This is a genomic window from Streptomyces sp. NPDC023723 (genome assembly GCF_040639815.1).
Lineage (GTDB): Bacteria > Actinomycetota > Actinomycetes > Streptomycetales > Streptomycetaceae > Streptomyces.
In genome coordinates this window covers 35019-60540 of the sequence record NZ_JBFAAP010000016.1, presented here as the reverse complement: position 1 = coordinate 60540, position 25522 = coordinate 35019, and the positions used below count along the sequence as shown (strand labels likewise).

The window sequence follows — 25522 nt, the reverse complement described above, 5'->3', positions numbered from 1 at the left end:
ATCGTAACGAACGCGTTCGTTACGTTGATGCGGTAGAACTTGTTCGTGACGAACATGTTCGTTACGGTTCTTGGTGAGCCCGTTTTCTCCCTCACCCTTCTCAGGAGTCATCCATGAGCACTGGCCATGTCCCCGTCGCGATCATCGGTGGCGGTCTGGGCGGCCTGACCGCCAGCCGTGTCCTGCATGTCAACGGCATCGAGTCAGCGGTCTTCGAACTGGAGGCATCGCCCGAGGCCCGTACCCAGGGCGGCATGCTCGACATCCACGAGGCGAACGGCCAGAAGGCGCTGCACGCCGCCCGCCTGCACGACGCGTTCCGCGAGATCGTCCACCCGGGCGGGGAAGCGATGCGCCTGCTCGGCCCGGACGGCACCGTGCGGGTGGACGAGGCGGACGACGGCACCGGCGACCGGCCGGAGGTGGACCGCGGCGAGCTGCGCGACCTGCTGCTGCGCTCGCTGCCCGACGGCACGGTCCGCTGGGGCCGGCGGGTCACCGCAGCCCGGGCGCTCGGGGACGGGCGTCACGAGGTGACGTTCGCCGACGGCTCGGCCGTCACGACCGACCTGCTGATCGGCGCGGACGGCGCCTGGTCGCGCGTGCGGCCGCTGCTCTCGGACGCCTGGCCCGCGTACACCGGCATCTCCCTCGCCGAGACCGACCTGTTCGAGGCCGATGCCCGCCACCCGGACAGCGCGGCGATCGTCGGCCCCGGCTTCTTCATGGCCCTGGGCGACGAACGCGGGATCCTCGCGCACCGCGAGAGCGACGGCAGCCTGCACGCCTACACCGCGCTCAAGGCCGACGAAGGCTGGCTGGACACCGTCGACTTCTCGGACCCCGCCGCCGCCAAGGCCGCGGTCCTCGCCCACTTCGAAGGCTGGGACGAAGGGCTGCGCAAGCTGATCGCCGACGCCGACGCGATCACCCCGCGCCGCATCCACGCCCTGCCCGTCGGGCACCGCTGGGAGCGCGTCCCCGGTGTGACCCTGCTCGGAGACGCCGCGCACGTGATGCCGCCGTTCGCGGGCGAGGGCGCCAACCTCGCCATGTTCGACGGCGCCCAGCTCGCCCTGGCCCTCGCCGCCCACCCCGGCGACACCGAGGCCGCGCTGCGCGCCTACGAGAAGGAACTCTTCCCGCGCAGCGAGGAGACCGCCCGCGACTCCGCGGACAGCCTGGACACGATGTTCGGCGAGCGGGGCCTGCAGGAGATGGCCGCGTTCTTCACCGCCGGCCCGGCCGGGCACCAGGACCACTCCTGATGCGCGCGACCCGCTCCGTCTCCGTACGCCCGGGTCTCGACCTGGACCTACGTGAAGCAGGTCACGGCAGCCCGGTCCTCGTCCTGCACGGCGGCCCCGGCCCCGCCGACGTCGCACCCATGGTCGACCACCTCGCGACGGACCACGCGGTCCTGGCGCCCACCCACCCGGGCTGGGACGGCACCGTACGGCCCGACGGCCTGGACTCCGTACCCGCACTCGCCGCCACCTATCTGGACCTGCTCGGCCGCCTCGCCCTGCACGACGTCACCGTCATCGGCACGTCCTTCGGCGGCTGGGTCGCCACCCAGGCCGTCCTGGACGACCGCGAGAGGCGGATCTCGCGGCTCGTCCTCGTGGACGCCATCGGCCCCGTCGTGCCCGGCCGGCAGGTCACCATGCCCGCCGGGCCACCGCCCACAGCCCCCGTCCCCACCGCGGGACCCTCGCCGACACTACGGCGCGGCCCCTCCCCCACCTCGATGGCCGCCCTGCGCGCGTACGCGGGACCCACGATGGCGGACCCCGGCCTGCTGGCCCGGCTGCCGTCCGTCACCTGCCCGGTGCTGGTGCTCTGGGGCGAAGTCGACACCGTCGTCGGTCCCGGCTTCGGCCGTGCCTATGCCGCGGCCTTTCCCCACGCACGGTTCGAACTCATCGCGGACGCGGGGCACCAGCCCCTGCGAGAGAGGCCCGAAGCGGTCTACGCCGCCCTGGACTCCTTCCTCGCGGCAGCCCCTCCGCCCGCCGCGGCCGGTCCGCCGAGTACGAACTGACCCCTGGCCCGCGCCGTCGACCCTTCGACCATTCTCGTCCTCTTGACGATAACGACGATCTCCCCTTATCGTCGTTGCGACGAGAAGAAGGAGTTCCCATGGCCGACATCACCCGGCGGCTGGGCTGGCGCCACCTGCGTGCCACGCCCACGGCGCACATCCGGCACCACCGCGACGGCAAGCTCGTGCACGACGGGACCGGACTCGGCTTCTGGTTCCGGCCGTTGACCGCCGCGCTCTCCGAAGTGCCGGTCGAGGACCGGGAACTGGCCATGACCTTCCGCGCCCGCACCGCCGATTTCCAGGACGTGTCGGTGCAGGCGACCGTCACCTACCGGATCGGCGACCCGGCCCTGGCCGCCGCCCGCCTGGACTTCTCCGTCGACCCCGACACCGGGGCCTGGCGCGGGGCCCCGCTGGAGCAACTGGGCACCCTGCTCACCGAGACGGCCCAGCAGCACGCGCTGGACGTGCTGGCCCGCACCGCGCTGTCCGCGGCGCTGGTCGACGGGGTGTCCGCGGTGCGCGACCGGGTCGCGGCGGGCCTCGGCGCCGAGCCGCGGTTGCCGGCCACCGGGATCGAGGTGGTGACCGTACGGGTCATGGCGGTGCGCCCCGAGGCGGAGGTGGAGCGCGCGCTGCGGACGCCCGCCCGGGAGCTGATCCAGCAGGAGGCCGACCGGGCGACGTACGAGCGGCGGGCCGTCGCCGTCGAACGCGAGCGGGCCATCGCCGAGAACGAACTGGCCAGCCAGATCGAACTCGCCCGCCGTGAGGAGCAGTTGGTGGAACAGCGCGGGGCGAACACGCGCCGCGAGGCGGAGGAGGCCGCGGCGGCCGACCAGGTGCGGGCCCGGGCCGAGGCGGCGCGCACGGTCGGGCTCGCCGAGGCCGAGGCGGCCCGTGCGGTGGCGCTGGCCCGGGCGGAGGCCCAGGCGGCGCGTGAGGTCGGCGCGGCCCGGGCCGAGGCCCAGGCGGCCTGGCTGCGCGTCCACGGTGACGTCGACGTGGCCACCCTGCACGCGCTCACCGGGACGCGGCTGGCGGAGAACCTGCCGCACATCGACAGCCTGACCGTCTCACCGGACGTGCTGACCGGGCTGCTGGCCCGGCTCGGCGGCGGAGCCCGGGGATGAGTCTCGCCCCGCGGGCCGTCCTGGTCCACCGCACCACGCAGTACGAGGAGTTGGTGGCCCGGCACGGCACCCACGGTCAGGCCGCCTTCTTCCTCTCCTCCCGGGGCCAGGACCTCGGCGACGTCGCCGAACGCCACCGCCGTGCGCACCGGGCGCTGGCCGAGGTGGCGGCGTCGGTCCCGCCGACCTGGCGGCAGGCCCGGGTGGAACGCGGCGACCTGGACCGTTTCCTGTTCGCCCCGGAGGACGTCGTGGTCGTGGTGGGACAGGACGGACTGGTGGCCAACGTGGCCAAGTACCTCGTCGGGCAGCCGGTGATCGGCGTGGATCCCGAGCCGGGGCGCAACCCCGGTGTACTGGTACGGCACCGGGCGGCCGACGCGGCGGCGCTGCTGCGCGGGGCGGCGGCGGCGCGGGCGGACGAACTCACCATGGTCGAGGCCGTCGCCGACGACACCCAGCGGCTGGTCGCGCTCAACGAGATCTACCTCGGCGCCGTCGGACACCAGACGGCCAGATACCGCCTGGGCCTGGAGGGCGACGGGGGTGTCGTCGAGGCCCAGGCATCCTCCGGGGTGCTGGTGGGCACGGGTACCGGGTCGACCGGCTGGCTGGGGTCGGTGTGGCAGGAGCGGGGCAGCGCGCTGCGCCTGCCGCACCCCACCGAGGACCGCCTGCTGTGGTTCGTCCGCGAGGCGTGGCCGTCGCCGGCCACCGGGACGTCCCTGGTGGCCGGCGAACTCGCCGCCGCGGGCCGGCTGTGCCTCACCGTCGAGTCCGAACGTCTCGTCGCCTTCGGGGACGGCGTGGAGGGCGACGCCCTGGAGCTGACGTGGGGGCAGACGGTACGGGTGGGCCGGTGCGAGCAGCGGCTGCGGCTGGTGACGCACGTTCCGGGGCAGCGGTGACGCGACCAGGCGGAGCGGCGGGTGCGGGAGGTGACCGGCGCCGGCCGCGGAAGCCGGTGCGCGCCCCTCGGGGGTCTGCCTGCCGAACCGGTGCCGCCGGCCGGGTCGTCCGCACCACCGCGTGTTCCCGCCGCTGCCGCGCCGCTCGGAGGACCTGGCGATCATCAGCGGCCCGGGCTCCCGTGCCTTCACCCACGGCCCCGGCGGCACCGTGACGGAAGCACGGTGCCGCCGGCTCTGTCGCGGGGGCGGCCTAGCCCCGGCCGCCCGACCGGGAGGTGAGCGGGTCGCCGGCCTTGCGGACGGCCTGGGCGATCCAGCTCATGGCCTCGGGCACGTCGTAGTTCCCGGCGTGCGGCTGGTTCCAGGCGAGCTGGTAGTCCAGGTTTTTGACCTGCTTGTCCGCGGCGAGCGCCCGGTCGAGGTTGACCGAGACGGTGAACGCGGTGTCGCGGTCGCGGGTGCCGTGGCGGACGTACCAGTTCGGCGCGGTGTCCGCGCCGGTGCCGACGAAGTCCATCGGGTTGATCAGGTGGACCTGGTCGTCGACGGTGGTGCTCTTCTTCGCGGTGTACTGCTTCCAGGTCAGCCCGGTGTCGTCGAGGCCGCTGCCGTCGCCGGCCACGTCGTTGTGGTTCCAGCTGTACTCGGTGTAGTTCATGTACTTCTGGCTGGGCGGGCCGAAGAGGTCGGTCTCGGTGCCGCTGGTGGTGTTCCCGTCGACGCCCACCGCGTCGAAGGCGGGGGTGGTCTTCAGCGTGGCCTGGGTGGCGACGAAGGCGAGGTACTTCGTCATGTCGACGGAGCGGACCTTGCCGGTGGCGGTGTCGACGTCGATCCAGTCGTTGACGTACGACTTGGTGGTGGGGGTGCCGCCAGGGCCGCCGGAGGTGATCTCGAAGGTGCCGCCCAGCGGCGGGATGGTGTGCGCCGGGTCGGCCCTCAGGTAGGTCTCGGCGGAGTCGACGACCTCCTTCTCTATGGTGTCGAGCATGGTCGCGGCGGTGAGCCGGGAGCCGTCGGGGTTGCGCAGTCCGAGGCTCTTCTCGTACGCCGCGAACTGTGCCGCGATCGCGGCGGCCGCCTCGGGCGAGGCGTTGGAGCCGGTGGCGTCGCGGGTGGCCAGGACGTTGTACAGCCACTCGTAGGCCACGTCGGCGTTGCCGAGGTCGGTGATCGGGCAGTACGCGTTGACGGCGAACACGTCGTCGCGCAGGGTGCTGCGGCCCTTGGCGTCGATGCCGGCGGCGCCGATCCCGGCGAGGTACGGGTCGTACTCGGCGCTGTTGCCGGAGGCGCCCAGGATCGACACCAGGGCGCCGCCGCCGCTGGTGCCGTTGATGACGATCCGCTCCGCGCTGCCGGGCATCGCGGCGTCGTTGAGGCGCAGGTAGCGCACGGCCGCCTTGGCGTCGACCACGGCCGCGGGGGCCTTGCCGGTGGCGGTGCCGTCGGCGCCCAGCAGACCACGGCTGCGGTTCGCGACGTCGACGAAGACGTATCCCGCCTTCAGGGCCGCGCCGACGTTGCTCGTCGAGCTGTTGTAGGAAGTGCCCGCGGTGACGCTGGCCCGCAGGTAACTGGCCTTCCAGCCACTGTTGTTGACGGCGAAGTAGACCGGGGTGCGCTGGTCGCCGAAGGCGCTCTCGGGGACGAACACGTTCATGCTCTGGTAGCCGCAGGCGGTGTCGGTGATCGGGGTGCTGCCGCCGCCGGGCTGCTGGGCCGCCGCGGCGACCGGATCGGCGACGTAGCAGATCCGCTGGTACCAGCGCACGTCCATCGGCCGGCCGTCGACCGTGACGGTGATCGACGTGTAGGCGGCGGAGTCGAAGTCCAGCGCGGCGTCCTGGGGGTCCACGGCGTGGCCGCGGGCGGCCGAAGTGGCCGGGCCGGCCGCGGCGGCCGCGACGGAGGCGGGCACCGCGACCGCTGTGAGAGCGAGGGAACTGGCGAGCGCCATGCCTCTCAGCAGGCGGGTGCGGGTCACAGGACGTTCGTTCCGCGTACCCGTCGAGTGGGTGAGCGCGTCGCGTCCGAAGGACGCAGAGAGCCGCTGCACAGGGGTCTCCCCTCACTGAGCATCAAGTGCTGCCGATCGCCCCGGGATCGAGGCGTGACGCAGGCTACAAGATTGTTAACAATATGCACAGCAATCTCGCGGCCATTGTCTCCGGGTTCCTCGGATCCCGGATCCCGGTGCTGGGCATCCCCGCGGCTTCAGCCGCCCACGGGCAGCCGGGGCACGCTGTCGAGCAGGCGGCGGGTGTACGGGTGGGCGGGTGCGCCGAGGACCTGGGCGGTGTCGCCCTGTTCGACGACCCGGCCGTGTTCCAGTACGGCGGTGCGTTCGCACAGGGAGGCGACGACGGACAGGTCGTGGGAGACCATCACCAGGGTCAGGCCGCGCTCCCGCTTGAGTTCGGCCAGCAGGTCGACCACCTTCACGCGGGTGGTGACGTCCAGCGCGCTGACGGGTTCGTCGGCGAGCAGCACGCGGGGCTCGCAGACGGTGGCGCGGGCGATGGCGATGCGCTGGCGCTGCCCGCCGGAGAACTCGTGCGGGTAGCGCCCGGCCGCGTCGGCGGGCAGGCCGACCCCTTCGAGGGCGGCGGCCACCTTCGGCGCGGCGCCCGCACGCGAGTCCAGGCCGAGCGAGCGCAGCGGTTCGGCGACGATCGAGCCGACGCGGCGGCGCGGGTCGAGCGAGGAGTACGGGTCCTGGAAGACGCACTGGACGCTGCGCCGGAAGCGCCGCGACTGCTCCCGGTTCCGCGGGGCGAGGGGGGCGCCGTCGAAGCGGACCGTGCCGGCGGTGGGGCGGGCCAGGCCGAGCAGGAGGCGCAGCAGGGTGGTCTTGCCGGCGCCGGACTCGCCGACCAGGGCGAGGCTCTCGCCGGGCCGTACGGCGAGGGACACCTCGCTGACCACGTCGGTGCGGGCACCCCGGTAGCGCGCGGCCACGTCGGTGAGTTCCAGCACGGGGGTCACGGCGCGCTCCTCAGGTCCAGGGCGGACTCCAGCTTGCGGGCGCTGGCGACCAGGTTGCGGGTGTACTCCTCGCGCGGGGCGGCCACGAGGTCCCCCACCGGGCCCGCTTCGACGGACCGGCCGTCCTTCATGACCAGCACCCGGTCGGTGACCTTCGCGACGACCGCGAGGTCGTGGCTGACGAACAGCACCGCCATCGCGCGGTCCCGCACCAGGGTGTCGATGAGGTCGAGCATCTCGGCCTGCACCGACACGTCGAGCGCGGTGGTGGGTTCGTCGGCGATGAGCAGGGCCGGTTCGCAGGCCAGGGCGGCGGCGAGGGCGACCCGCTGGCGCTGGCCGCCGGAGATCTCGTGCGGGAAGGCCCGGGCGATGCGGTCGGGTTCGGGCAGCCGGACCTGGGCGAGGGCCTCGTGGGTGGCGGCGCGCAGCGCGCGGCCCTTCAGTCCGGTACGGCGGGCCAGGGGTCCGGCGATCTGGCGGCCCACCCGCATCAGCGGGTCGAGGGCGGTCAGCGGCTCCTGGAATACGACGGCGGCGTCCCGGCCCCGGACGGCGGTCAGCCGTTTCTCCGGGGCGCCGACGGTCTGCGTCCCGGCGAGGTGGACACTGCCGGTGGCCGTCATGCCCTCGGGCAGCAGTCCCAGTACCGCGAGGGTGGTGAGCGACTTGCCGGAGCCGGACTCGCCGATCAGGCCGAGGCGTTCGCCGCCCGCGACGGTGAAGGACAGGTCGGTGACGAGGGGCCGGCCGTCCGCCGCGGTCACCGACAGCCGGTCGACGTCGAGCAGGGTCATGACCGCCTCCCGCGGGTCGCCGGGTCGAGCACGTCGCGCAGTCCGTCGGCGATCAGGTTGACGCCGATGACCAGCAGGACGAGGAGGATGCCGGGGGCGAGCGCGCCGGCCGGTGCGGTGGTGAAGGTGGCCTGCGCCTCCTGGAGCATGCGGCCCCAGGACGCGTTGGGCGGCGGGGCGCCCAGGCCCAGGTAGGACAGACCGGCCTCGGCGAGGACGGCCAGGCCGAACTGGAGGGCCAGGTTGACCACCAGGGTGGGCCAGATGTTCGGCAGCACGTGCCCGGCGACCGTGCGCGGCCAGGAGGTGCCGGAGGTGCGGGCGGCGGTGATGTAGTCCTGGGTGAGGACCCGCTTGACGAGGATGCGGACCAGCCGGGCGACGACCGCGCTCTGGGCCAGGCCGATGGCCAGCACCGCGGAGCCGAGGGTGGCCGACCGGGCGGCGACCACCAGCATCGCGAGCAGCAGCGTCGGGAAGGCGATGAGGATGTCGAGGAACGCGGAGAGCGTGTCGTCGAGCCAGCCCTGCGCGAACGCGGCGAGCACGCCCAGCGTGACGCCGATCAGCGCGGCGACGGCGACCGAGCCGAGGCCCGCGCCGAAGGCGATCCGGGCGCCGGTCATCAGCTGGGTGAACAGGTCGCGGCCCAGCCTGTCGGTGCCGAGCAGGTGCCCGTCGCCCGGTCCGGCGAGCCGGCCGCCGGAGGTGTCGTCGGGGCCGTAGGGCAGCCACAGGAAGGAGACCAGGGCGAGCAGCGCGACCAGGCCGGTCAGCACCCCGCCGGTGGTCAGGGTGAGCGACGTGCGGCGGGTGGGGCGCTTGGCGCGCGGTTCGGTGAGGACGGTCATCGGGCGCCTCCCGAGAGCCGGCCGCGCAGCCGCGGGTCGACGATCCGCTGGACCAGGTCGGCGAGGAAGCCGATGAGCAGCACCGCGAGGGTGGAGACGAACAGGACGCCCTGGATGACCGGGTAGTCGTGCTGGGCGATGCCGGTGGCCAGCAGAGAGCCGAGGCCGGGCAGCGCGTACACGGACTCCACGACGACCGCGCCGAGCAGGGTGGAGGCCAGTTCGATGCCGAGGATGGAGATGACGGGCACGGAGGCGTTGCGCAGGCCGTGGCGCCACATGGCGGCGGGGAAGCTCTCGCCGAGGGCGCGGGCGGTGCGCAGGTAGTCGCTGCCGAGCACGTCGAGGGTGGCGGAGCGGACGTAGCGGATCAGGGAGGCGCTCATCACCAGGGCGATGGTGACGACCGGCAGGACCAGGGAGCGGATCGCCTCGGCGGGGGCGGCCCAGCCGTCCGGCGGGAAGCCGCCGGCCGGCAGCCAGCCCGCGTTCAGCGCGAACACCGCGATCAGGATCATGCCGAGCCAGAACACCGGGATGGCGATGCCCAGTTGGGAGACGCCGCTGAGCAGGGCGCCGTACCAGGTGCGGCGCTTGTGGGCGGCGACGAATCCGGCGGGTACGGCGATCAGTACCGCGAGGACGAAGGCGGCCAGGGTGAGCGGCACGGTGACGTTCAGGCGGGCGGTGACCTCGGGGCCGACCGGCAGCGAGCTGACGAAGGACGTGCCGAGGTCACCGGTGGCGAGCTGGCCGAGCCAGTGGGTGAACTGCTGGGGCAGCGGCCGGTCCGAGCCGATGGAGTGCCGGGCCGCGGCGATCTGCTCGTCGCTGGCGCCGACCGCGGTGAGCGCGTTGGCCGGGTCGCCGGGCAGCATCCGCAGCAGCACGAAGAGCACCACGCTCGCCAGGGCCAGCGACACCACCAGGAAGGCGAGCCGGCGCAGCAGGTAGCGGGCCATCAGCCCCTCTAGCCCTTCTTCTTGATGTCGTAGGCGAAGAACTGCGAGTTCAGGCCGTTGAGCGGGTAGCCGGAGAGCTTCTTGTTCGCGACGACGAGCTGCGGATACAGGTACAGCCAGTCACTGGCGGCGTCCTCGGCGGTCTTGCGGTTGACCTTCTTCAGCAGGGCGGTCTGCTCGTCGGTGGTGGCGGCCTCCTCGGCCTGCTGCACCCACTGGGTGACCTGCTTGTTGTCGTAGCCCCAGTAGAAGTCGGGGTTGCCGTACCAGACCAGGTCGCGGTCGTTGACGTGCTCCTGGAGGGTGGCCGTGAAGTCGTGGTTCTTGTAGACCTTGGTGTACCACTCGTCGGGCGTGATCGTGTTGATCTTGACGGTGATGCCGACCTTGGCGAGTTCGGACTTGATGAACGTCGCGGCGGTGGGGTGCGGGTCGTAGTTGGGGGTGTCGAGGGTGAAGCTGAAGCCCTTGGCGTAACCGGCCTCGGCGAGCAGCTTCTTGGCCTTCGCCACGTCGTGCGCGTTGACGTCGGTGAGGTCCTCGTACCAGGGGTCGGTGGGCGGCACCATCGAGCCGATCAGCTTGCCGTAGCCGCCCCAGACGGACTCCAGGAGTTTCTTGTCGTCGATGGCGGCGGAGACCGCCTGGCGCACCTTGACGTCGGTGAACGGCTTGGCCTTGTCGTTGAAGGCGAGCAGCAGCTTGGTGGTCGAGTCGCCGTCGTTGACCGTGTAGTCGCCGTTGCTCTTGAACTGCTCCAGGGCGTCCGGCGACTGCTCGCTGGTGACCACGTCGACGGCGTTGGTCAGCAGCGCGTTGTTCAGCGCGGTGGCGTCCTTGTAGTAGTGGAAGACGACCTGCTGGTTGGCGGCGGCGTCGCCCCAGTAGCCGGTGAAGCGGTTCAGGCTGAGGGCCGAGCCGCGGGTCCACTTGTCCAGCGTGTAGGGGCCGGTGCCGTCCTCGCTCGTCTTCAGGTCCTTCGCCGCGGAGTTGATGATCCAGACGTAGGACAGGTTGTAGACGAAGGAGATCGACTTCTGCGACAGCGTGACCTTGACGGTGCTGGTGTCGGGGGTGGTGATGTCCTTGACGACCTCGAGGTTGCTCTTGCGGGCCGACTGGGAGTCGTCGGCGAGCACCTTCTCCAGGCTGTACTTGACGTCGGCGCTGGTGAGTTCCTTGCCGCTGTGGAACTTCACGCCGTCGCGCAGGGTGAAGGTGTAGGTGAGGCCGTCGTCGCTGACCTGGTAGTCCTGGGCGAGGAGCTTCTCCACGTCGCCGTCGTCGGTGAGCCGGAACAGGCCCTCGTAGACGTTGCCGTTGAGCGCCTCGGTGACGCCCTGGCCGCCGCCCGCGGTGTTGTCGAGGTTCTGCGGCTCGTAGAGCGAGCCGATGTTGACGGTGGCGTTCTTGTCCCAGGTGCCGCCGGCGGCACCGGAGCCGTTCGAGCCGCCGCAGGCGGTCAGGGCGAGGGAGAGGACGGCCGCGGAGGTGACGGCGTACAGGGAGGTTCTGCGCACGGACATGGGGTGGCTGCCTTCGGAGTGCGGGAGACGGTGAGGGAGGCGATCAGTGCTGCGCGGAGTGGCCGGCGCGGAAGACGGGGCGCTTCTCGCCGGCCTCGACGGCCAGGTGGAGGCGGTTCTGCCGCGGCGGCATCGGACAGTTGTACTGATCGGAGAATCCGCAGGGCGGTACGAAGGCCCGGTTGAAGTCGAGGACCACCCGGTGTTCGTCGTCCGTGCGCTCGACGAAGAGGAAGCGGCCGGCGCCGTAGGTGGTGTCGCCGTTGGTGGGGTCGCCGAAGACGAGGAGCAGGGTGCCGTCGTCGTCGAAGGCGCTCAGGGTGTAGTCGCGGCCGTCGACGGTGAGGGTGATGTCGCCGGGGACGACCAGGTCGCGGGTGCCGCCGTTGTCCCTGATGTGCTCGAAGGCGATGCGGCGGGCGCCGGGGACCGGGGTGTAGGCGGCCTCCAGGACCCACGCCGGGTCGTAGGGGAAGGCGTCCACGTGGTCGAAGGCGGTGATCGCGGGCGCGGCGGCGTCCCAGAAGCGCAGGCCGTGCTCGGGCTCGCCGGTGACCGGGTCGGTGCGGCTGAGTGTGGTGACGGTCACGGTGTCGGGCAGGCCGTCGCGGGCCGCCTCCGCGTCGGGGCGTTCACCGGCGGGCAGCCAGCGGGTCTCGACGAGGGCGAGGTTGCCGGTGGGCGCGGTGAGCGCCGTACGGCGCCCCGCACACCACGCGTTCCACCGCTCCACGGGGTCGACGGGAGAGGGAACTGCGGCGGGCTGGGACACGGCGTACTCGTCATTCGGCTAGAAGGAGGGCCATCGACGCGGAGCGTCAATACTTGGCCAAAGCAGCTTCTTTATCAGCCATAAGGTCATCTAATGTCAAACCATCGTTTCACCTGGTGAGACGGCCGTCCGGGGGTCACCGGTCACTCCGCCCCCTCGGGGTCGCCGCGACCGGACGGGGCGGCGGGCGGCACCGGGCGGAAGCAGGCGGTGACCGACTTGCCGTAGGGGCAGGGGCGGGCCTCCCAGCTGTCGGCCAGGGCGTCCACCAGCAGCATGCCGCGGCCGCCGGGGCGGTCGGGGCTGAACCCGCGCGGCGCGGGCAGGACCCTGTCGTCGTCGTGCACGGTGATGTGCAGGCACTGACTGTCCCAGGCCATCACGAGCCGGGCGGTGGAGCGGGCATGGACGTGCGCGTTGGTGACCAGTTCCGAGACGGTCAGCAGTACGTCGTCCACCGTCTGCGGGGCGCTGCGGGTCCAGCCGAGCGTCTCCAGATGCGCACGCGCCCAGTCGCGGGCCGCCTTCGGGCCGGTGTGCGTCGGCAGCGAGCGCGCCCAGCCCACCGCCCGCACTGATGATTCGTCCATCGTCTTCCCTCCCTGACGGGCCGTCGCAGCGACCGCTGGGCATGCCTTCACACGGGTGGGTCTGTCGCTCGCCCCGGCGGCGTTCGGCCGCCGAGCCGACGCAGCAGCGATTACCCCGTCCGGTGGTCCGCATGCCGTCGCGACGGGGCAGGGCCGTCGAGCGCCTGCCGGACCGTGGGTCTACGCCACCGGGGCGGAGCCGGTCCGGAAGCGGTTGCGGTACTCGGTCGGGGTGGTGTCCAGTCTGCGGCGGAAGGCCCTGACCAGGGTGTCGACGGTGCCGAGTCCACAGCCGGCCGCGATGCGTTCGAGCGTGGCGTCGGTGGCTTCGAGCTGGTTGCGGGCCCGCTCGACGCGGACCGACTCGATGTAGGCGTGCGGTGTCATGCCCAGCTCGGCCTTGAAGATCCGGGTGAGCTGGCGGTCGCTGAGGTGGGCGTGTGCGGCGAGCCGCGCGACGGTGAGCGGCTCGGCGACGGCGCCCAGGATGTAGTGGCGCAGTTCCTCGATGCGCCGGGTCGTGGCGACCTGCTCCAGCGGGACGCTGAACTGGCTCTGGCCGCCCGGCCGTTTCAGGTACATCACCAGTTGCCGGGCGACCCGCAGCGCGACGGCCTCGCCGAGGTCGTCGGCGACGAGCGCGAGCGACAGGTCCAGGCAGGCGCTGATGCCGGCGCCGGTCCACACGTCGCCGTCGCGGATGAAGATCGGATCGGGGTCCACCCGGACCGCGGCGTGGTCGGCGGCGAGCTGCCGGGCGGTCGACCAGTGGGTGGTGGCCCGCTTGCCGTCGAGCAGTCCGCAGGCCGCCAGGACGTGGGCGCCGACACAGACCGAGGTGACTCGCCGGGTACGCGCGGCGAGCTCCCCGACCCGCTCCACCACGACGGGGTCGACGACCGCGCGCACCCGGCCGTCGCCGCCGGACTCGACCGCGCCGGGCACCACGAGGGTGTCGACACTCCTCGTCCGCAGCTCCTCGAAGGTCACGTCGGGCAGCACCCGGACCCCGGCGGCGGTGACGACGGGCTCCTTCGTCTCCGCGACCAGGGCCACCTCGTAGCCCGCCGCCTCCCGCGTCTCGCGTCGGGCGAGGGAGAAGACCTCCGGCGGTCCGGTGACGTCGAGGAGGTCGACTCCGTCGAAGAGGACGATGACGACGAGTCGTTCGACGGTGTTCATGAGCGCTCCCCCGACCGACGACGGCGATGTCGGTTTCTGCATGTTAGCCGACATTGCCGACGCCTGCGCCGGGCCGTAGCGTCAGGAGTACGGGGCTCGGCACCGCCGCCCCGCGCTCCCAACTCCCTCTTCCCCAGGTGGTACTTCATGCCCGGAACGACCCTGCGCCGGCTCAACGGCTTCGACGACACGCCTGCCGAGCTCGCCGCCTCGACCCTGCTCCTGATCGACTGCCAGAACACCTACACCACCGGCGTCCTGGAACTGGACGGCTGGCGGCCCGCCCTCGACGTCGCCGCCCGGCTGCTGGAGCGGTCCCGCCGGGACGGCGCGAAGGTCATCCATGTCGTCAACGACGGCGGCGACGGAACGCTGTACGACATCCGCGCCGACATCGGCCGGATCCACCCGAGCGTCGCACCGGCCGGCGACGAACCCGTGGTCGTCAAGCGGGTCCCCGACGCCTTCCACGGCACCGACCTGGGCCGTCTGGTCGACGAGGCGGGCAACGACGACCTGGTCGTCGCCGGTTTCATGACCCACATGTGCGTGGCGTTCACCGCCCAGGGCGCCTTCCTGCGCGGCAACCGGCCCACCGTCGTGGCCGACGCCTGCGCCACCCGGCCGCTGTCGGCACCAGGCACGGAACTGGACGCCCGCCAGGTCCACCTCGGCGCCCTGGCCACCGTCGCCGACCTGTACGGGGTCGTCGTACCGTCCGCCGCGCTGCTGGCGCGGACGGCGGGGCGCGGCGGCACCGTGCCTTACTGATCGGCGTCGGCCTCCGGGTCGCCTGACGGACCTGTCGGAACCGGCCGAGGCGCTCACCGCGCGCGACGTGACGGTGCACGCCTTCGCGGGCGGCTTCCGCTGCTCCCACCACCGCGCGGGGCGGCGGCCGGCCTCACTGGAAGTCGACGGGCTCCGTGCGCTTCTGGAACCGGCCGGACCGGGCCGGGACCGCGCCCGTGCCGTGGGCCGCGGCGCGGGCCGGGCCGTCGGGGAGGGTGAAGGCGAAGACCGCGGTGACCGCCGCCAGCGCGGCCAGCACCAGGTACGCCTGCTGATAGGCGGTGACCGGTGGGTCCGCCACGGCGGCCGGCCCGGTGCCCAGCACCAGGGCGGTGGTCACCACGGCCGGGGCGAGGGCGCCGCCGGTCTGCCGTACGACGGTGTTCAGGGTGGTGGCCTGCGACAGGTCCCGCCGGTCGATCGTGGCGAGGGAGGCCACCGTCGTCGGGATGAAGAAGCCGCCCATGGACAGGCCGAGCAGGAACATGTAGAGGCGGAACGTCCACAGTCCGGTGTCCGCGTCACAGGTGGCGAACAGCAGCAGCACGACGCAGACGCCGGTCATGCCGCAGCCCACGATGACACGCGGCCCCACCCTGGCGTACAGCACACCGATGACCTGCACGGTCAGCAGCACGCCGAACGCCTCCGGGAAGGTGGCCATCCCCGACTCCGAGGCGCTGCGGCCCTGGGCCTGTTGCAGGAAGAGCGGTCCCAGGTACATGGCACCGAGGATGGGCACCAGTCCGACCAGGTTGAGCAGGTTGGTGTCGCGGAAGAGCCGGTCGGCGAACAGCCGTATCCGCAACAGCGGCTCGGACACGCGGAGTTCGTGGCGGACGGCGGCGGCCAGCAGGACCGCGCCGGCGGCCAGGGAGACGACGACGGCGGCCGACGACCAGCCCCGGTTGGGGCCTTCGCAGACACCGAGCATCACCGCGCCCAGGCCCGCCGCGCTCAGCAGCAGGCCGGGCAGGTCGAAGCGGCCCGGCCGGCCGCCCTCGTGCCGGGCCAGGAAGAGCGCGCCGAACAGCACGGCCGGCAGCCCCACCGGCACGTTGACGTAGAACACCCAGCGCCAGGACAGGTGGTCGACCAGCAGTCCGCCCAGGATCGGGGCGACGGCCGGGGCCATCTGCTGCGGGATGATCGTGTACCTGGAGACGCGCACCTGCTCGGAGGCGGTGAAGGTGCTGAACAGCAGCGCCGCCGAGGCGGGCAGCAGCAGACCGGCGGACAGGCCCTGGACGGCGCGGTAGGCGACGAGTTGGCCGAGATCGGCGGCGGCGCCGCAGAGCGTCGACGAGACGAGGAACCCGAGCAGCGCACTCACCAGTACGCGTTTGCCGCCGAACCGCTCGACCAGCCACGCGGAAGCCGGTATCGCCATCGCCAGGCAGACCGGGTAGACCACGACGACCCCGTCCAGGGCCGCCGTCGTCAGGTCGAACTGCCGGGCGATCGAGGGCAGTGCCACGGTGGTGATCGCGCCGTCGACGATCGCGATGAAGGTCACGCAGACACAGACGACGGGGACGACGAGGCGCTGACGCATGTACTGAGCATACACACTATGTGTCTGCTCAGTACACTGGTTCCACGGTGACCGAACGGCACGGGAACGACGGGACGGCGACGGACATGGCGGCGGTACAGGGCAGCAGCGACATCCTGATCGACGAGCTGTACGAGACGACGTACCGGTTGCGGGACTTCGTGGAGAGCCGGCTGCGGGAGAAGGGGGCGTCGGTGGCCCGGCTGCGCGCGCTGCGCATGCTGGCCCGTGCGCGGGAGCCCTTGCGGATGCGGGATTTGAGCGACCTGGCGGGCATCGCGCCGCGCACCGCGACCAGCATCGTGGACAGCCTGGAGCGGGACGGGCTGGTGGAGCGGGTCCGCCACCCCCGCGACCGGCGGGCCTTCCTGCTCCGCCTCACCGCCGAGGGGGTGCGCTGTCACCGCGAGGCGGAGGAGATCGACCGGCTGGCGCTCGCCGAGGCGACGGCCGCCCTGGACGCCGGTGAGCGCGAGCAGTTGCGCGTCCTGCTCGCGCGGATCAGGGAGCACACGGTCTGACGGCGGCCGGGGCCGGCCCGGTCACACGGACGGCGGCCGCTCGCCGGCCGGCTCCGTGGCCCCGGCGGCCTCCTCGGCCCCGGCGGCCCGCGCGGGGTGGCGGGCGCGGCGTACGGCGACGAGCGCGGCGAGCACCGCCCCGGTCGCCAGGACCAGCAGGCCGCGCAGCCACACCTCGGCCTCGACCTGGGTGGCGAGCAGCACGCAGGAGGCGGCGCCCAGCACCGGGAGCGCGGTCGGGGCCCGGAAGTGGCCGGCGTCCCCGGGGTCGCGGCGCAGCACGAGCACGGCGACGTTGACCAGGAGGAAGACGACGAGGAGCAGCAGGACCAGGGTGGACGCCAGGGTGGCGACACTGCCGGTGAGGGCCAGCAGCATCGACAGCGCGGTGGTGACCGCGATCGCCGCCCACGGCGTACGGCGGCCCGGCAGCACCCTGGCCAGGACGCCGGGCAGCAGTCCGTCGCGGGCCATGCCGTAGGCGAGGCGGGAGGACATGATGCCGGTGAGCAGCGCGCCGTTGGCGACCGCGACCAGGGCGATCGCGCTGAAGAGGCGGGGCGGTACGCCGCCGGCCTCCTTGACCACCTCCAGCAGCGGGCCGCTCGACCCGGCCAGCCTCGCGGTGGGCACGGCGGCCGACGCGGCGAGGCCCACCAGTACGTACACGGCCCCGGCGGTGGCGAGTGCGCCGAACAGGGCGCGCGGGTAGGAGCGGCGCGGGTTCCGGGTCTCCTCGGCGACGTTCACCGAGGTCTCGAAGCCGACGAAGGAGTAGTACGCCAGTACCGAGCCGCTGAGCAGTGCCGCGGCGGCCCCCTGCTCGGGGGTGCCGAGCCGGCCGAGCCGTCCCAGGTCGCCGTCGCCGCGCAGCAGCAGCCAGCCGCCCAGTACGACGATGACGAGCAGGCCGCCGACCTCGATCACCGTGGCGACGACGTTGGCGCGGGTCGACTCCTTGACGCCCCGCGCGTTGACCAGGGCGAGCAGGGCGAGGAAGAGCACCGCGACGAGGCCCACGGGGAGGGTCACGAAGGCGGACAGGTAGTCGCCGCCGAAGCCCCGGGCCAGTGCGGCCACGGAGACGATGCCGGCGGCGAGCATGCAGAAACCGGCGACGAATCCGGCGAAGGGCCCGAAGGCGCGGGTGGTGTAGTGGGCGGCGCCGCCCGCGCGGGGGTACTTCGTGGCCAGCTCCGCGTAGGAGGCCGCGGTCAGCAGGGCCAGCAGCAGGGCGACGGCCAGCGGCGCCCACACCGCTCCCCCGGCGTCGGCGGCCACCTGGCCCACCAGGACGTAGACGCCCGCGCCGAGGACGTCGCCGAGGATGAAGAAGTAGAGCAGCGGTGTGGTCAGGGCGCGCTCGAGCGCCGGGCCCTCGGGGTCCGCGGAGTGGGGTTTCGCGACTCTTGCCATGCCCCGACAGGTCCCCCGGACACCACGCGTCACGCCTCGGCGTTCGAGTCGGCTCCGGTGCCCGGCCGCCGCGCGCCGCTCGGCCCGGGACGGCTGCGCGGCGGGGTCAGCGCGGCCGTCGTTGTACGACGTCGGCGAGCACCGTGGTCACCAGCTTGTTGACGGTCGCCGCAGGCGGCGGGGCGGGGTCGTCGCGGTCGGCGAACAGGAGGTGGCCGCCCCCGACCAGGGAGAGGGTGAGTGAGTCGATGTCGGCGTCGGCCGCGATGCGGCCCAGGGCGCGTTCGTCGGCCAGGTAGGCGGCGACCGCGGTGGTGACCTGGGCGAGGATCGCGATGCCGCCCGAGGGCCTGGCCTGCCGCAGCCGCGCGCGCAGTTCGTCCCGGAAGGTGATGAGCGGGATGATCGCCACGGGGACCGGTCCGAACAGGGTGGTCAGCGCGGTCGTGAGGTTGTCGGCCACGGTGCCGGTGCCGGCGGTCTCGCGCAGCGCGTGCGCCTGCGCCTCCAACCGTGCCGCCCGGTCGAGCACGAGGTCGGTGAGGAAGGCGTCGAAGTCGGTGAAGTAGCGGTGCAGGACGCCCTTGGCGCAGCCCGCCTCGTCGGTGACGGCGCGGCTGGTCAGCCCGTTCGGGCCGGCGCGCAGCAGCACCCGTTCCGCGGCGGCGAACAGTTGCTGCCGCGCGTCGCGAAGATGTACCCCGGTCGGCACTTACCGATCCTCTCGTGGGCCGAATCACTGGAATCCACTGGCGTGTGGGCGCCCGCCCACTAAAGTGAACGCATGCCCACTCTATCGCGAGAACAGCCCGAGCCGCCCGAGCGGCCGGAACCTGCGCAGCCGCATCGGGCCCGGCGGACGGCCGAGTCGTTCGGCGTGGACGCGCACCGCTACGACCAGGCCCGCCCCGGCTACCCCGCCGACCTGGTGGCCCGGGTCGTCGCCGGCAGCCCGGGGCCCGATGTCCTCGACGTCGGCTGCGGCACCGGGATCGCGGCCCGCCAGTTCCAGGCCGCCGGGTGCGCCGTCCTCGGGGTCGAGCCGGATCCGCGGATGGCCGGCTTGGCGCGGGCCCGGGGTCTGCGGGTCGAGGAGGCGTCCTTCGAAGCCTGGGAGCCGGCCGGCCGGACCTTCGCCGCGGTGATCGCCGCCCAGTCGTGGCACTGGGTGGATCCGGTCGCGGGCGCGGCGAAGGCGGCCCAGGTGCTGCGCCCGAACGGCCGCCTGGCGGTCTTCGGGCACGTATTCGAACCGCCGGCCGAGGTGGCCGAGCCGTTCGCCGCCGCCTACCGGCGGGCCGCGCCCGACTCGCCGTTCAGCGCTCAGCCGGCCCGGCGTCCCGTGGAGCTGTACGAAGCGGGGTACGCGGAGATCGCCGACCGGCTCCGCGGGACCGGGCGGTTCGACGAGCCGGAGCAGTGGCGGTTCGACTGGGAGCGGCCCTACACCCGCGGCCAATGGCTGGACCTGCTCCCCACCACCGGCGGCCTCACCCGGCTCTCCCCCGGCCGGCAGGCCGGGATACTGGACGCGGTGGGCCGGGCCATCGACGCCCTGGGCGGTCGCTTCACGATGCGCTACACGACTCTGGCGACGACCGCCGTGCTGAAGTGACCGGCCCCCGTGGTGGCGCGGGCGTTCTACGGACGGCATGCCTCCCGCACGCTCCCCCGGCGGTCCCGGGAGCCGGGCGGCTCAGCCGCCGCGCCGTACCCGGGCCGCCCTGCGGGCCTCCGCGAGCTGCTGCGCCTCGCCGCGCTTGCGGGACGGCCGGCCTCCGGAGCCGCTCTTGGTGTCCTTGCTGCTGCCCAGGCCGCGGAACGGGGCGTTGTGGTTCTTGGGGCGCGCCGCGGCGGGCCCGCCGTCCAGGGGTGCTCCGGAGGGTGCCTTGGCCCCGGTGATCCGGCTCAGCTCCGCCTCGCCGGACCGCACTTTGGCGACCTTGGCGACGACGCCGGCGTCCGCCATGACCTGGCTCGTCTCGCGGCGCTGTGCCGACAGGACCAGGGTCACCACGGTGCCGGAGCGGCCGGCCCGGGCGGTCCGGCCGGCGCGGTGCAGATAGTCCTTGGGGTCGGTGGCCGGGTCGACGCTGACCACCAGGTCGAGGTCGTCGACGTGCAGGCCGCGCGCGGCGACGTTCGTCGCGACCAGGGCGGTGACCTGCCCGTTCTTGAACTGGGCCAGGGTCCGGGTGCGCTGCGGCTGGGACTTGCCGCTGTGCAGGGCGGCGGCGGCCACACCGCTGGCCCGCAAGTGCCGCGTCAGCTGGTCGACACCGTGCTTGGTGTCCAGGAACAGCAGGACGCGGCCGTCCCGGGCGGCGATCTCCGTGGTCACGGCGTACCGGTCGGGGCCGTGCACGACGAGGACGTGGTGCTCGATCCCGGCGACCGCGTTGGCCGCGGGGTCCACGGAGTGCACGGCGGGCTCGCGCAGGTAGTCCCGCACCAGCTGGTCGACATCGCGGTCGAGGGTGGCGGAGAACAGCATGCGCTGTCCGTCGGGACGCACCTGGTCCAGCGCTTCGGTGACCTGTGGCAGGAAGCCCATGTCACACATCTGGTCGGCCTCGTCCAGGACCGTGACGCGCACCTGTCCCAGCCGGCACGCCTTGCGGTCCACGAGGTCGTGCAGCCGGCCGGGGGTGGCGACGACGATCTCGGCGCCGTCCCGGAGCGCGGCGGTCTGCCGGCCGACGGACACTCCGCCCACCACGGTCGCGAGCCGCAGCCGCAGCGCCTCGGCGTACGGGGTGAGCGCCTCGCCGACCTGCTGCGCCAGCTCCCTGGTGGGCACCAGGACGAGCGCCAGCGGCTCCTTGGGCCGCGCTCGCCGTCCGGCCGTCCGGGCGAGTACGCCCAGGCCGAAGGCGAGCGTCTTGCCGGATCCGGTGCGGCCCCGGCCCAGCACGTCCCGGCCGGCCAGCGCGTGGGGCAGTGCCGCCGCCTGGATGGGGAAGGGCACCGTCACACCGTGCTCGTCGAGCACCCGCAGGAGCTCGCCCGGCAGCCCCAGCTCCGCGAAGGACGCCGCCGGGGCCGGCGCTCCGGAAGCGCCCGGTGCCTGGTCCTGCCGCCGGGCGTCGGTACGTGCTGATTCGCTCACAGAGAGCCTTCCTCCGAAGGGACCGTACCGAGGAAGGCGCGGCGGGGACGCGGCCACCGGCCGGGGACCGTGAACCGGCACCGGCACAGCGACGCTGCAAACGCCCCACGCTAGCACGGGGCGCGCCGCACGGGCCGCCCACGGCCGAGCCGCACGGCGTGCTCCCGCGTTTCCGCAGGTCAGACCCGAACGACCCGAACGACCCGAACGACGGGGAGGGCTCGAAAAAAACTCGGCCGCCGATGTCGAGAATCCGTCGTCCGCTCCGTCCCAGGGGTGCGAGCGGCCACAATGGGCCGCACCAGTACCGAGGAGAACCACGATGGCCAAGTACCTGCTGCTCAAGCACTACCGCGGCGCCCCGGCGGCGGTCAACGACGTGCCGATGGACCAGTGGACGCCGGACGAGATCGCGGCGCACATGCGGTACATGCACGACTTCGCGGCCAAGCTGGAGCAGACCGGCGAGTTCATCGACGGCCAGGCGCTCGCCCCGGAGGGCGCCTGGGTGCGCTACGACGGCGAGGGGCGCCCGCCGGTCACCGACGGGCCGTTCGCCGAGACCAAGGACCTCATCGCCGGCTGGATGGTGATCGACGTCGACAGCTACCAGCGGGCCGTCGAGCTGGCCGGGGAGCTGTCGGCCGCGCCGGGTGCCGGCGGCCGGCCGATCCACGAGTGGCTGGAGGTGCGCCCGTTCCTGACCGCGCCGCCCGTCGTCACGGAGTGACCGCTCAGTGACCGAGATGACCGAGGCCCTGCTGCGGAGCCTCACGCCGGGCGTGCTCGGGGTCCTCGTCCGCCGCGGCGCCGACTTCGCGGCGGCCGAGGACGCCGTGCAGGAGGCGCTGGTCGAGGCGGTGCGGGTGTGGCCGGCCGACCCGCCGCGGGACGCCAAGGGCTGGCTGGTGACGGTGGCCTGGCGCAAGTTCCTCGACGCGACCCGGTCGGAGGCGGCCCGCCGCCGGCGTGAGGACCGCGTAGAGGAGGAGCCGGCCCCCGGCCCGGCCCCCGCGGTGGACGACACGCTCCAGCTCTACTTCCTGTGCGCCCACCCGTCGTTGACGCCGTCGTCGGCCGTCGCGCTCACCCTGCGCGCGGTCGGCGGGCTGACCACCCGGCAGATCGCCCAGGCGTATCTGGTGCCGGAGGCGACGATGGCGCAGCGGATCAGCCGGGCCAAGCGGACCGTCTCCGGTGTGCGGTTCGACCAGCCCGGTGACGTCGGCACGGTGCTGCGGGTCCTCTACCTCGTCTTCAACGAGGGCTACTCGGGCGACGTCGACCTCGCCGCCGAGGCCATCCGGCTCACCCGGCAGCTCGCGGCCCGCATCGCCCACCCCGAGGTCGCCGGGCTGCTCGCCCTGATGCTGCTCCACCACGCCCGGCGGGCCTCCCGGACCACGCCCGACGGGGGCCTGGTGCCGCTCGCCGAGCAGGACCGCGGCCGGTGGGACACGGCGATGATCGCCGAGGGCGTGCGCATCCTCCAGGCGGCCCTCGCCCGCGACCGGCTGGGCGAGTTCCAGGCCCAGGCCGCCATCGCCGCCCTGCACGCCGACGCGCCCGCCGCCGAGGAGACCGACTGGCCGCAGATCGTCGAGTGGTACGACGAGCTGACCCGGCTGACCGACAGCCCGGTCGTCCGGCTCAACCGCGCGGTCGCCGTCGGTGAGGCCGACGGACCGCGGGCCGGTCTGGCGGCACTCGCGGAACTCGACGCCGCGCTGCCCCGCCACACGGCGGTCGCGGCGTATCTCCACGAGCGCGACGGGGACCTGGTGACCGCGGCCCGGCTGTACGCCGAGGCGGCCCACAAGGCACCCGGCCTCGCCGAGCGCGACCACCTGACCCGCCAGGCCGCCCGGCTCAACACCCGCCGCGGCGAGCGACGGACGACGCCCGGAGCCGCGACGCCCTGACGCCACGCGGGTGGCGTACGGCCGTCGCGGCCGCCGTGCGGCGGGGTCGGGGTCGGGCGTGTCACTCCTGGAGGACGGCCGCCGACGACGGTGGACAGGTGGCCGGCGTCCGGGGTGCCGGGTTCCAGGACGATGGTGCCGTGCGGGCGGCCCAGGTCGCGGGAGCGCCGCCGCGGGCCTCGTCGGAGGAGGTCGCGGCGGCGGATGTGAGGGCGGACGCCCGGCAGGGTCAGCGCAGTGCCGGCGTGACGACCTCGACCACGTCGACCAGCTTGGCGAGCTGCTGGGAGACCTGGTCCAGGGCCCGTTCCTCGACGTGGGCGACGATCGTCATCCGGGACCGGCCCGGCTGCTCGGTCGGGGCGACGGCCAGTGATTCGATGTTGTATCCCCGCCGGGAGAACAGGGCGGCGGCGCGGACGAGCACGCCCGGCCTGTCCTGGACCACGGCGGTGAAGGTGTGCTGCGACATGATGGTGCCTCTCCGGTGGCCGGGTGGTCAGTCGGTCTCGTCGCCGAAGTCGGGACGCAGGTCCCGGGCGGCCATGATCTCGTCGTTGCTGGTGCCGGCGGCGACCATCGGCCAGACCATGGCGTCCTCGTGCACGATCAGGTCGACCACCACGGGACGGTCGTTGATCGCGTTGGCCTGCTCGATGACCGCGTCGAGACCGGCCGGGTCCTCGCAGCGCAGGCCGACGCAGCCCATCGCCTCGGCCAGCATGACGAAGTCCGGGACCCGGGTGCCCGGGGCCGGCGGCCGGGTGCGGTCGGCGCCGGTGGCGGCGATGTCCGCGGTGGCGGCGCCGGGTGCGGACGGGCCGGAGTGCAGCGCGGTGTGGGAGTAGCGCCGGTCGTAGAAGAGGGTCTGCCACTGCCGGACCATGCCCAGTGCGCCGTTGTTGATGATCGCGACCTTGATGGGGATGCCGTTGAGCGCGCAGGTGACCAGTTCCTGGTTGGTCATCTGGAAGCAGCCGTCACCGTCGATCGCCCACACGGTGGCCTCCGGCCGGCCGGCCTTCGCGCCCATCGCGGCGGGCACGGCGTAGCCCATCGTGCCCGCGCCGCCGGAGTTGAGCCAGCGGCCGGGCTGCTCGAAGCCGATGAACTGCGAGGCCCACATCTGGTGCTGGCCGACGCCCGCGGTGAAGATGGTGCCCTCGGGGGCGAGCCGGCCGATGCGCTCGATGGCCTGCTGCGGTGACAACCGGCCCGCGGGCGCCGGGTCGTAGCCGAGCGGGTAGCGCTCCCGCCAGTCCGTCAGCCGCTGCCACCAGTTGGCGTAGTCGCCCCGGTGGCCCGCCTCCTGCTGGGCCCGGACGCCCACGATCAGGTCGGCCAGCACCTCCCGGGCGTCGCCGACGATCGGCAGGTCCGCCTGCCGGTTCTTGCCGATCTCGGCCGGGTCGATGTCCGCGTGCACGACCTTGGCGTGCGGGGCGAAGCTGTCCACCCGGCCGGTCACCCGGTCGTCGAAGCGGGTACCGACCGCGAAGATCAGGTCGGCCTTCTGGAGCGCGGTCACCGCGGCGACCGTGCCGTGCATGCCGGGCATGCCCAGGTGCTGCGGATGGCTGTCCGGGAGCGCGCCCAGCGCCATCAGCGTGGTGACGACCGGCACGCCGGTCAGCTCCGCCAGGATCCGCAGCTCCGCGCTCGCGCCGGCCTTCACCACGCCGCCGCCGATGTACAGCACCGGGCGGCGGGCCGCCAGCAGCAGGTGGGCGGCCTCGCGGATCTGCTTGGCGTGCGGCTTGCCGACCGGGCGGTAGCCGGCCAGGTCGGTGCGCGGCGGCCAGTGGAAGGCCGTCGTGCCCTGGAGGGCGTCCTTGGTGATGTCGACCAGCACCGGTCCGGGGCGTCCGGTGGCGGCGATGTGAAAGGCCTCGCTGATCACCCGGGGGATGTCGGCCGGGTCGGTGACCAGGTAGTTGTGCTTGGTGATCGGCAGGGTGATGCCGCAGATGTCCGCCTCCTGGAAGGAGTCGGTGCCGATCATCGTGGAGGGCACCTGGCCGGTGATGGCGACGATCGGCACCGAGTCCATGTAGGCGTCGGCGATCGCGGTGACCAGGTTGGTGGCACCCGGTCCCGAGGTGGCCATGCAGACGCCCACGGTGCCGGTGGCCTGGGCGTAGCCGGTGGCGGCGTGCCCCGCGCCCTGTTCGTGCCGGACCAGGACGTGGCGGATCCGGGTGGAGTCCATCAGCGGGTCGTAGGCGGGCAGGACGGCCCCGCCCGGGATGCCGAAGACCGTCCGCACGCCGGCCTCTTCGAGGGAACGGATCAGCGACCTGGCGCCGGTCACCCCGGCTTCCGTGATGCCGGCGGGGGCAGGGACGTCGGCGGGGGTGGCGGCCTCCGCGTCGGAGCGGTGGCCGGGTCCGCAAGCCGGTTCGTGGGCCGGTTCGTGGGTCGATTCCGGTGTGTAGGTGCTCATCTGAC

Annotated in this window: 24 protein-coding genes; 9 read left to right on the top strand and 15 right to left on the bottom strand. The window is 73.3% G+C overall.

The genetic code is table 11. From position 1 onward, the window contains the following. The first annotated feature begins 113 nt into the window (after positions 1-113). The 4 genes from AB0G32_RS19075 to AB0G32_RS19060 all read left to right on the top strand — a co-directional run bounded on the left by AB0G32_RS19075 (position 114) and on the right by AB0G32_RS19060 (position 4088). Entirely contained in the window at positions 114-1268 is a 1155-nt protein-coding gene (locus AB0G32_RS19075; RefSeq protein ID WP_361164091.1) for an FAD-dependent monooxygenase, read from the top strand. Continuing rightward, positions 1268-2044, top strand: a complete 777-nt coding sequence (locus AB0G32_RS19070) for an alpha/beta hydrolase (RefSeq protein WP_361164089.1) — start codon at positions 1268-1270, stop codon at positions 2042-2044. The genes AB0G32_RS19075 and AB0G32_RS19070 overlap by 1 nt, the downstream gene beginning before the upstream one ends. Before the next feature lie 98 nt (positions 2045-2142). Then, positions 2143-3180, top strand: a complete 1038-nt coding sequence (locus tag AB0G32_RS19065) for an SPFH domain-containing protein (RefSeq protein ID WP_361164087.1) — start codon at positions 2143-2145, stop codon at positions 3178-3180. Then, positions 3177-4088 carry a hypothetical protein gene (locus AB0G32_RS19060; RefSeq protein WP_361164085.1) on the top strand — a complete coding sequence of 304 codons (912 nt, stop codon included), beginning with the start codon at positions 3177-3179 and terminating at the stop codon, positions 4086-4088. Before AB0G32_RS19065 ends, AB0G32_RS19060 begins: the two co-directional genes overlap by 4 nt. 253 nt (positions 4089-4341) lie before the next feature. On the opposite strand, the gene AB0G32_RS19055 is transcribed toward AB0G32_RS19060, so the two are convergent. The 9 genes from AB0G32_RS19055 to AB0G32_RS19015 all read right to left on the bottom strand — a co-directional run bounded on the left by AB0G32_RS19055 (position 4342) and on the right by AB0G32_RS19015 (position 13759). After that, positions 4342-6078: a subtype B tannase gene (locus tag AB0G32_RS19055; protein ID WP_361164083.1), complete on the bottom strand. Its 1737-nt coding sequence runs from the start codon at positions 6076-6078 to the stop codon at positions 4342-4344. Between the two features lie 230 nt (positions 6079-6308). Next, the gene (locus tag AB0G32_RS19050) at positions 6309-7079 is read right to left on the bottom strand and encodes an ABC transporter ATP-binding protein (protein WP_361164081.1); all 771 of its coding nucleotides are present in this window, start codon (positions 7077-7079) and stop codon (positions 6309-6311) included. Continuing rightward, complete coding sequence (locus AB0G32_RS19045) at positions 7076-7876, bottom strand: ABC transporter ATP-binding protein (RefSeq protein ID WP_361164079.1); 801 nt, start codon at positions 7874-7876, stop codon at positions 7076-7078. The genes AB0G32_RS19050 and AB0G32_RS19045 overlap by 4 nt, the downstream gene beginning before the upstream one ends. Beyond that, entirely contained in the window at positions 7873-8727 is an 855-nt protein-coding gene (locus AB0G32_RS19040; protein WP_361164077.1) for an ABC transporter permease, read from the bottom strand. Before AB0G32_RS19040 ends, AB0G32_RS19045 begins: the two co-directional genes overlap by 4 nt. Next, positions 8724-9689 (bottom strand): ABC transporter permease, encoded by a 966-nt coding sequence (locus AB0G32_RS19035; RefSeq protein WP_361164075.1) that lies wholly within the window; start codon positions 9687-9689, stop codon positions 8724-8726. Before AB0G32_RS19035 ends, AB0G32_RS19040 begins: the two co-directional genes overlap by 4 nt. 8 nt (positions 9690-9697) lie before the next feature. Then, positions 9698-11215 (bottom strand): ABC transporter substrate-binding protein, encoded by a 1518-nt coding sequence (locus AB0G32_RS19030; protein WP_361164073.1) that lies wholly within the window; start codon positions 11213-11215, stop codon positions 9698-9700. 43 nt (positions 11216-11258) lie between these two features. Then, complete coding sequence (locus AB0G32_RS19025) at positions 11259-11948, bottom strand: DUF1684 domain-containing protein (protein WP_361164244.1); 690 nt, start codon at positions 11946-11948, stop codon at positions 11259-11261. A 182-nt stretch (positions 11949-12130) separates the two neighbouring features. After that, the gene (locus tag AB0G32_RS19020; protein ID WP_361164071.1) at positions 12131-12577 is read right to left on the bottom strand and encodes an ATP-binding protein; all 447 of its coding nucleotides are present in this window, start codon (positions 12575-12577) and stop codon (positions 12131-12133) included. Positions 12578-12757: 180 nt separating this feature from the next. After that, positions 12758-13759, bottom strand: coding sequence for a DJ-1/PfpI family protein (locus AB0G32_RS19015; protein WP_361164069.1), 1002 nt, complete (start codon positions 13757-13759; stop codon positions 12758-12760). Between the two features lie 147 nt (positions 13760-13906). On the opposite strand from AB0G32_RS19015, the gene AB0G32_RS19010 reads away from it, so the two are divergent. Continuing rightward, positions 13907-14530 (top strand): cysteine hydrolase family protein, encoded by a 624-nt coding sequence (locus AB0G32_RS19010; protein WP_361164067.1) that lies wholly within the window; start codon positions 13907-13909, stop codon positions 14528-14530. 133 nt (positions 14531-14663) lie between these two features. Here AB0G32_RS19010 and AB0G32_RS19005 read toward each other — a convergent pair whose 3' ends face one another. After that, a complete protein-coding gene (locus tag AB0G32_RS19005; RefSeq protein ID WP_361164065.1) occupies positions 14664-16106 on the bottom strand; it encodes a DHA2 family efflux MFS transporter permease subunit in 1443 nt (480 codons plus the stop codon). A 47-nt stretch (positions 16107-16153) separates the two neighbouring features. On the opposite strand from AB0G32_RS19005, the gene AB0G32_RS19000 reads away from it, so the two are divergent. Beyond that, entirely contained in the window at positions 16154-16627 is a 474-nt protein-coding gene (locus AB0G32_RS19000) for a MarR family transcriptional regulator (RefSeq protein ID WP_361164063.1), read from the top strand. Positions 16628-16648: 21 nt separating this feature from the next. Here AB0G32_RS19000 and AB0G32_RS18995 read toward each other — a convergent pair whose 3' ends face one another. Together AB0G32_RS18995 and AB0G32_RS18990 are read right to left on the bottom strand one after the other, a co-directional pair. Continuing rightward, the gene (locus AB0G32_RS18995; protein WP_361164061.1) at positions 16649-18043 is read right to left on the bottom strand and encodes an APC family permease; all 1395 of its coding nucleotides are present in this window, start codon (positions 18041-18043) and stop codon (positions 16649-16651) included. Positions 18044-18149: 106 nt separating this feature from the next. Beyond that, positions 18150-18755 (bottom strand): TetR/AcrR family transcriptional regulator, encoded by a 606-nt coding sequence (locus tag AB0G32_RS18990; RefSeq protein ID WP_361164059.1) that lies wholly within the window; start codon positions 18753-18755, stop codon positions 18150-18152. Positions 18756-18827: 72 nt separating this feature from the next. Here AB0G32_RS18990 and AB0G32_RS18985 point away from each other — a divergent pair, with 72 nt between their 5' ends. After that, entirely contained in the window at positions 18828-19658 is an 831-nt protein-coding gene (locus tag AB0G32_RS18985; protein ID WP_361164057.1) for a class I SAM-dependent methyltransferase, read from the top strand. Positions 19659-19739: 81 nt separating this feature from the next. Here AB0G32_RS18985 and AB0G32_RS18980 read toward each other — a convergent pair whose 3' ends face one another. After that, positions 19740-21152 carry a DEAD/DEAH box helicase gene (locus AB0G32_RS18980; protein ID WP_361164055.1) on the bottom strand — a complete coding sequence of 471 codons (1413 nt, stop codon included), beginning with the start codon at positions 21150-21152 and terminating at the stop codon, positions 19740-19742. 322 nt (positions 21153-21474) lie between these two features. On the opposite strand from AB0G32_RS18980, the gene AB0G32_RS18975 reads away from it, so the two are divergent. Beyond that, positions 21475-21882 (top strand): YciI family protein, encoded by a 408-nt coding sequence (locus AB0G32_RS18975; protein ID WP_361164053.1) that lies wholly within the window; start codon positions 21475-21477, stop codon positions 21880-21882. 16 nt (positions 21883-21898) lie between these two features. Then, entirely contained in the window at positions 21899-23074 is a 1176-nt protein-coding gene (locus tag AB0G32_RS18970) for a DUF6596 domain-containing protein (protein ID WP_361164242.1), read from the top strand. Between the two features lie 229 nt (positions 23075-23303). Here the strand turns inward: AB0G32_RS18970 and ilvN are convergent, their stop codons facing one another. Both ilvN and AB0G32_RS18960 read right to left on the bottom strand, forming a co-directional pair. Further along, entirely contained in the window at positions 23304-23546 is a 243-nt protein-coding gene (gene ilvN / locus AB0G32_RS18965; protein WP_361164051.1) for an acetolactate synthase small subunit, read from the bottom strand. 27 nt (positions 23547-23573) lie between these two features. Further along, entirely contained in the window at positions 23574-25517 is a 1944-nt protein-coding gene (locus AB0G32_RS18960; protein ID WP_361164049.1) for an acetolactate synthase large subunit, read from the bottom strand. Positions 25518-25522 lie beyond the last annotated feature (5 nt).

Bases quoted from the DNA above. Each gene is read 5' to 3' on its own strand.
- AB0G32_RS19075 (WP_361164091.1), top strand. From the start codon at position 114: ATGAGCACTGGCCATGTCCCCGTCGCGATCATCGGTGGCGGTCTGGGC.
- AB0G32_RS19070 (WP_361164089.1), top strand. From the start codon at position 1,268: ATGCGCGCGACCCGCTCCGTCTCCGTACGCCCGGGTCTCGACCTGGAC.
- AB0G32_RS19065 (WP_361164087.1), top strand. From the start codon at position 2,143: ATGGCCGACATCACCCGGCGGCTGGGCTGGCGCCACCTGCGTGCCACG.
- AB0G32_RS19060 (WP_361164085.1), top strand. From the start codon at position 3,177: ATGAGTCTCGCCCCGCGGGCCGTCCTGGTCCACCGCACCACGCAGTAC.
- AB0G32_RS19045 (WP_361164079.1), bottom strand. From the start codon at position 7,876: ATGACCCTGCTCGACGTCGACCGGCTGTCGGTGACCGCGGCGGACGGC.
- AB0G32_RS19040 (WP_361164077.1), bottom strand. From the start codon at position 8,727: ATGACCGTCCTCACCGAACCGCGCGCCAAGCGCCCCACCCGCCGCACG.
- AB0G32_RS19035 (WP_361164075.1), bottom strand. From the start codon at position 9,689: ATGGCCCGCTACCTGCTGCGCCGGCTCGCCTTCCTGGTGGTGTCGCTG.
- AB0G32_RS19030 (WP_361164073.1), bottom strand. From the start codon at position 11,215: ATGTCCGTGCGCAGAACCTCCCTGTACGCCGTCACCTCCGCGGCCGTC.
- AB0G32_RS19020 (WP_361164071.1), bottom strand. From the start codon at position 12,577: ATGGACGAATCATCAGTGCGGGCGGTGGGCTGGGCGCGCTCGCTGCCG.
- AB0G32_RS19015 (WP_361164069.1), bottom strand. From the start codon at position 13,759: ATGAACACCGTCGAACGACTCGTCGTCATCGTCCTCTTCGACGGAGTC.
- AB0G32_RS19010 (WP_361164067.1), top strand. From the start codon at position 13,907: ATGCCCGGAACGACCCTGCGCCGGCTCAACGGCTTCGACGACACGCCT.
- AB0G32_RS19005 (WP_361164065.1), bottom strand. From the start codon at position 16,106: ATGCGTCAGCGCCTCGTCGTCCCCGTCGTCTGTGTCTGCGTGACCTTC.
- AB0G32_RS18995 (WP_361164061.1), bottom strand. From the start codon at position 18,043: ATGGCAAGAGTCGCGAAACCCCACTCCGCGGACCCCGAGGGCCCGGCG.
- AB0G32_RS18985 (WP_361164057.1), top strand. From the start codon at position 18,828: ATGCCCACTCTATCGCGAGAACAGCCCGAGCCGCCCGAGCGGCCGGAA.
- AB0G32_RS18975 (WP_361164053.1), top strand. From the start codon at position 21,475: ATGGCCAAGTACCTGCTGCTCAAGCACTACCGCGGCGCCCCGGCGGCG.
- AB0G32_RS18970 (WP_361164242.1), top strand. From the start codon at position 21,899: ATGACCGAGGCCCTGCTGCGGAGCCTCACGCCGGGCGTGCTCGGGGTC.
- ilvN (WP_361164051.1), bottom strand. From the start codon at position 23,546: ATGTCGCAGCACACCTTCACCGCCGTGGTCCAGGACAGGCCGGGCGTG.
- AB0G32_RS18960 (WP_361164049.1), bottom strand. From the start codon at position 25,517: ATGAGCACCTACACACCGGAATCGACCCACGAACCGGCCCACGAACCG.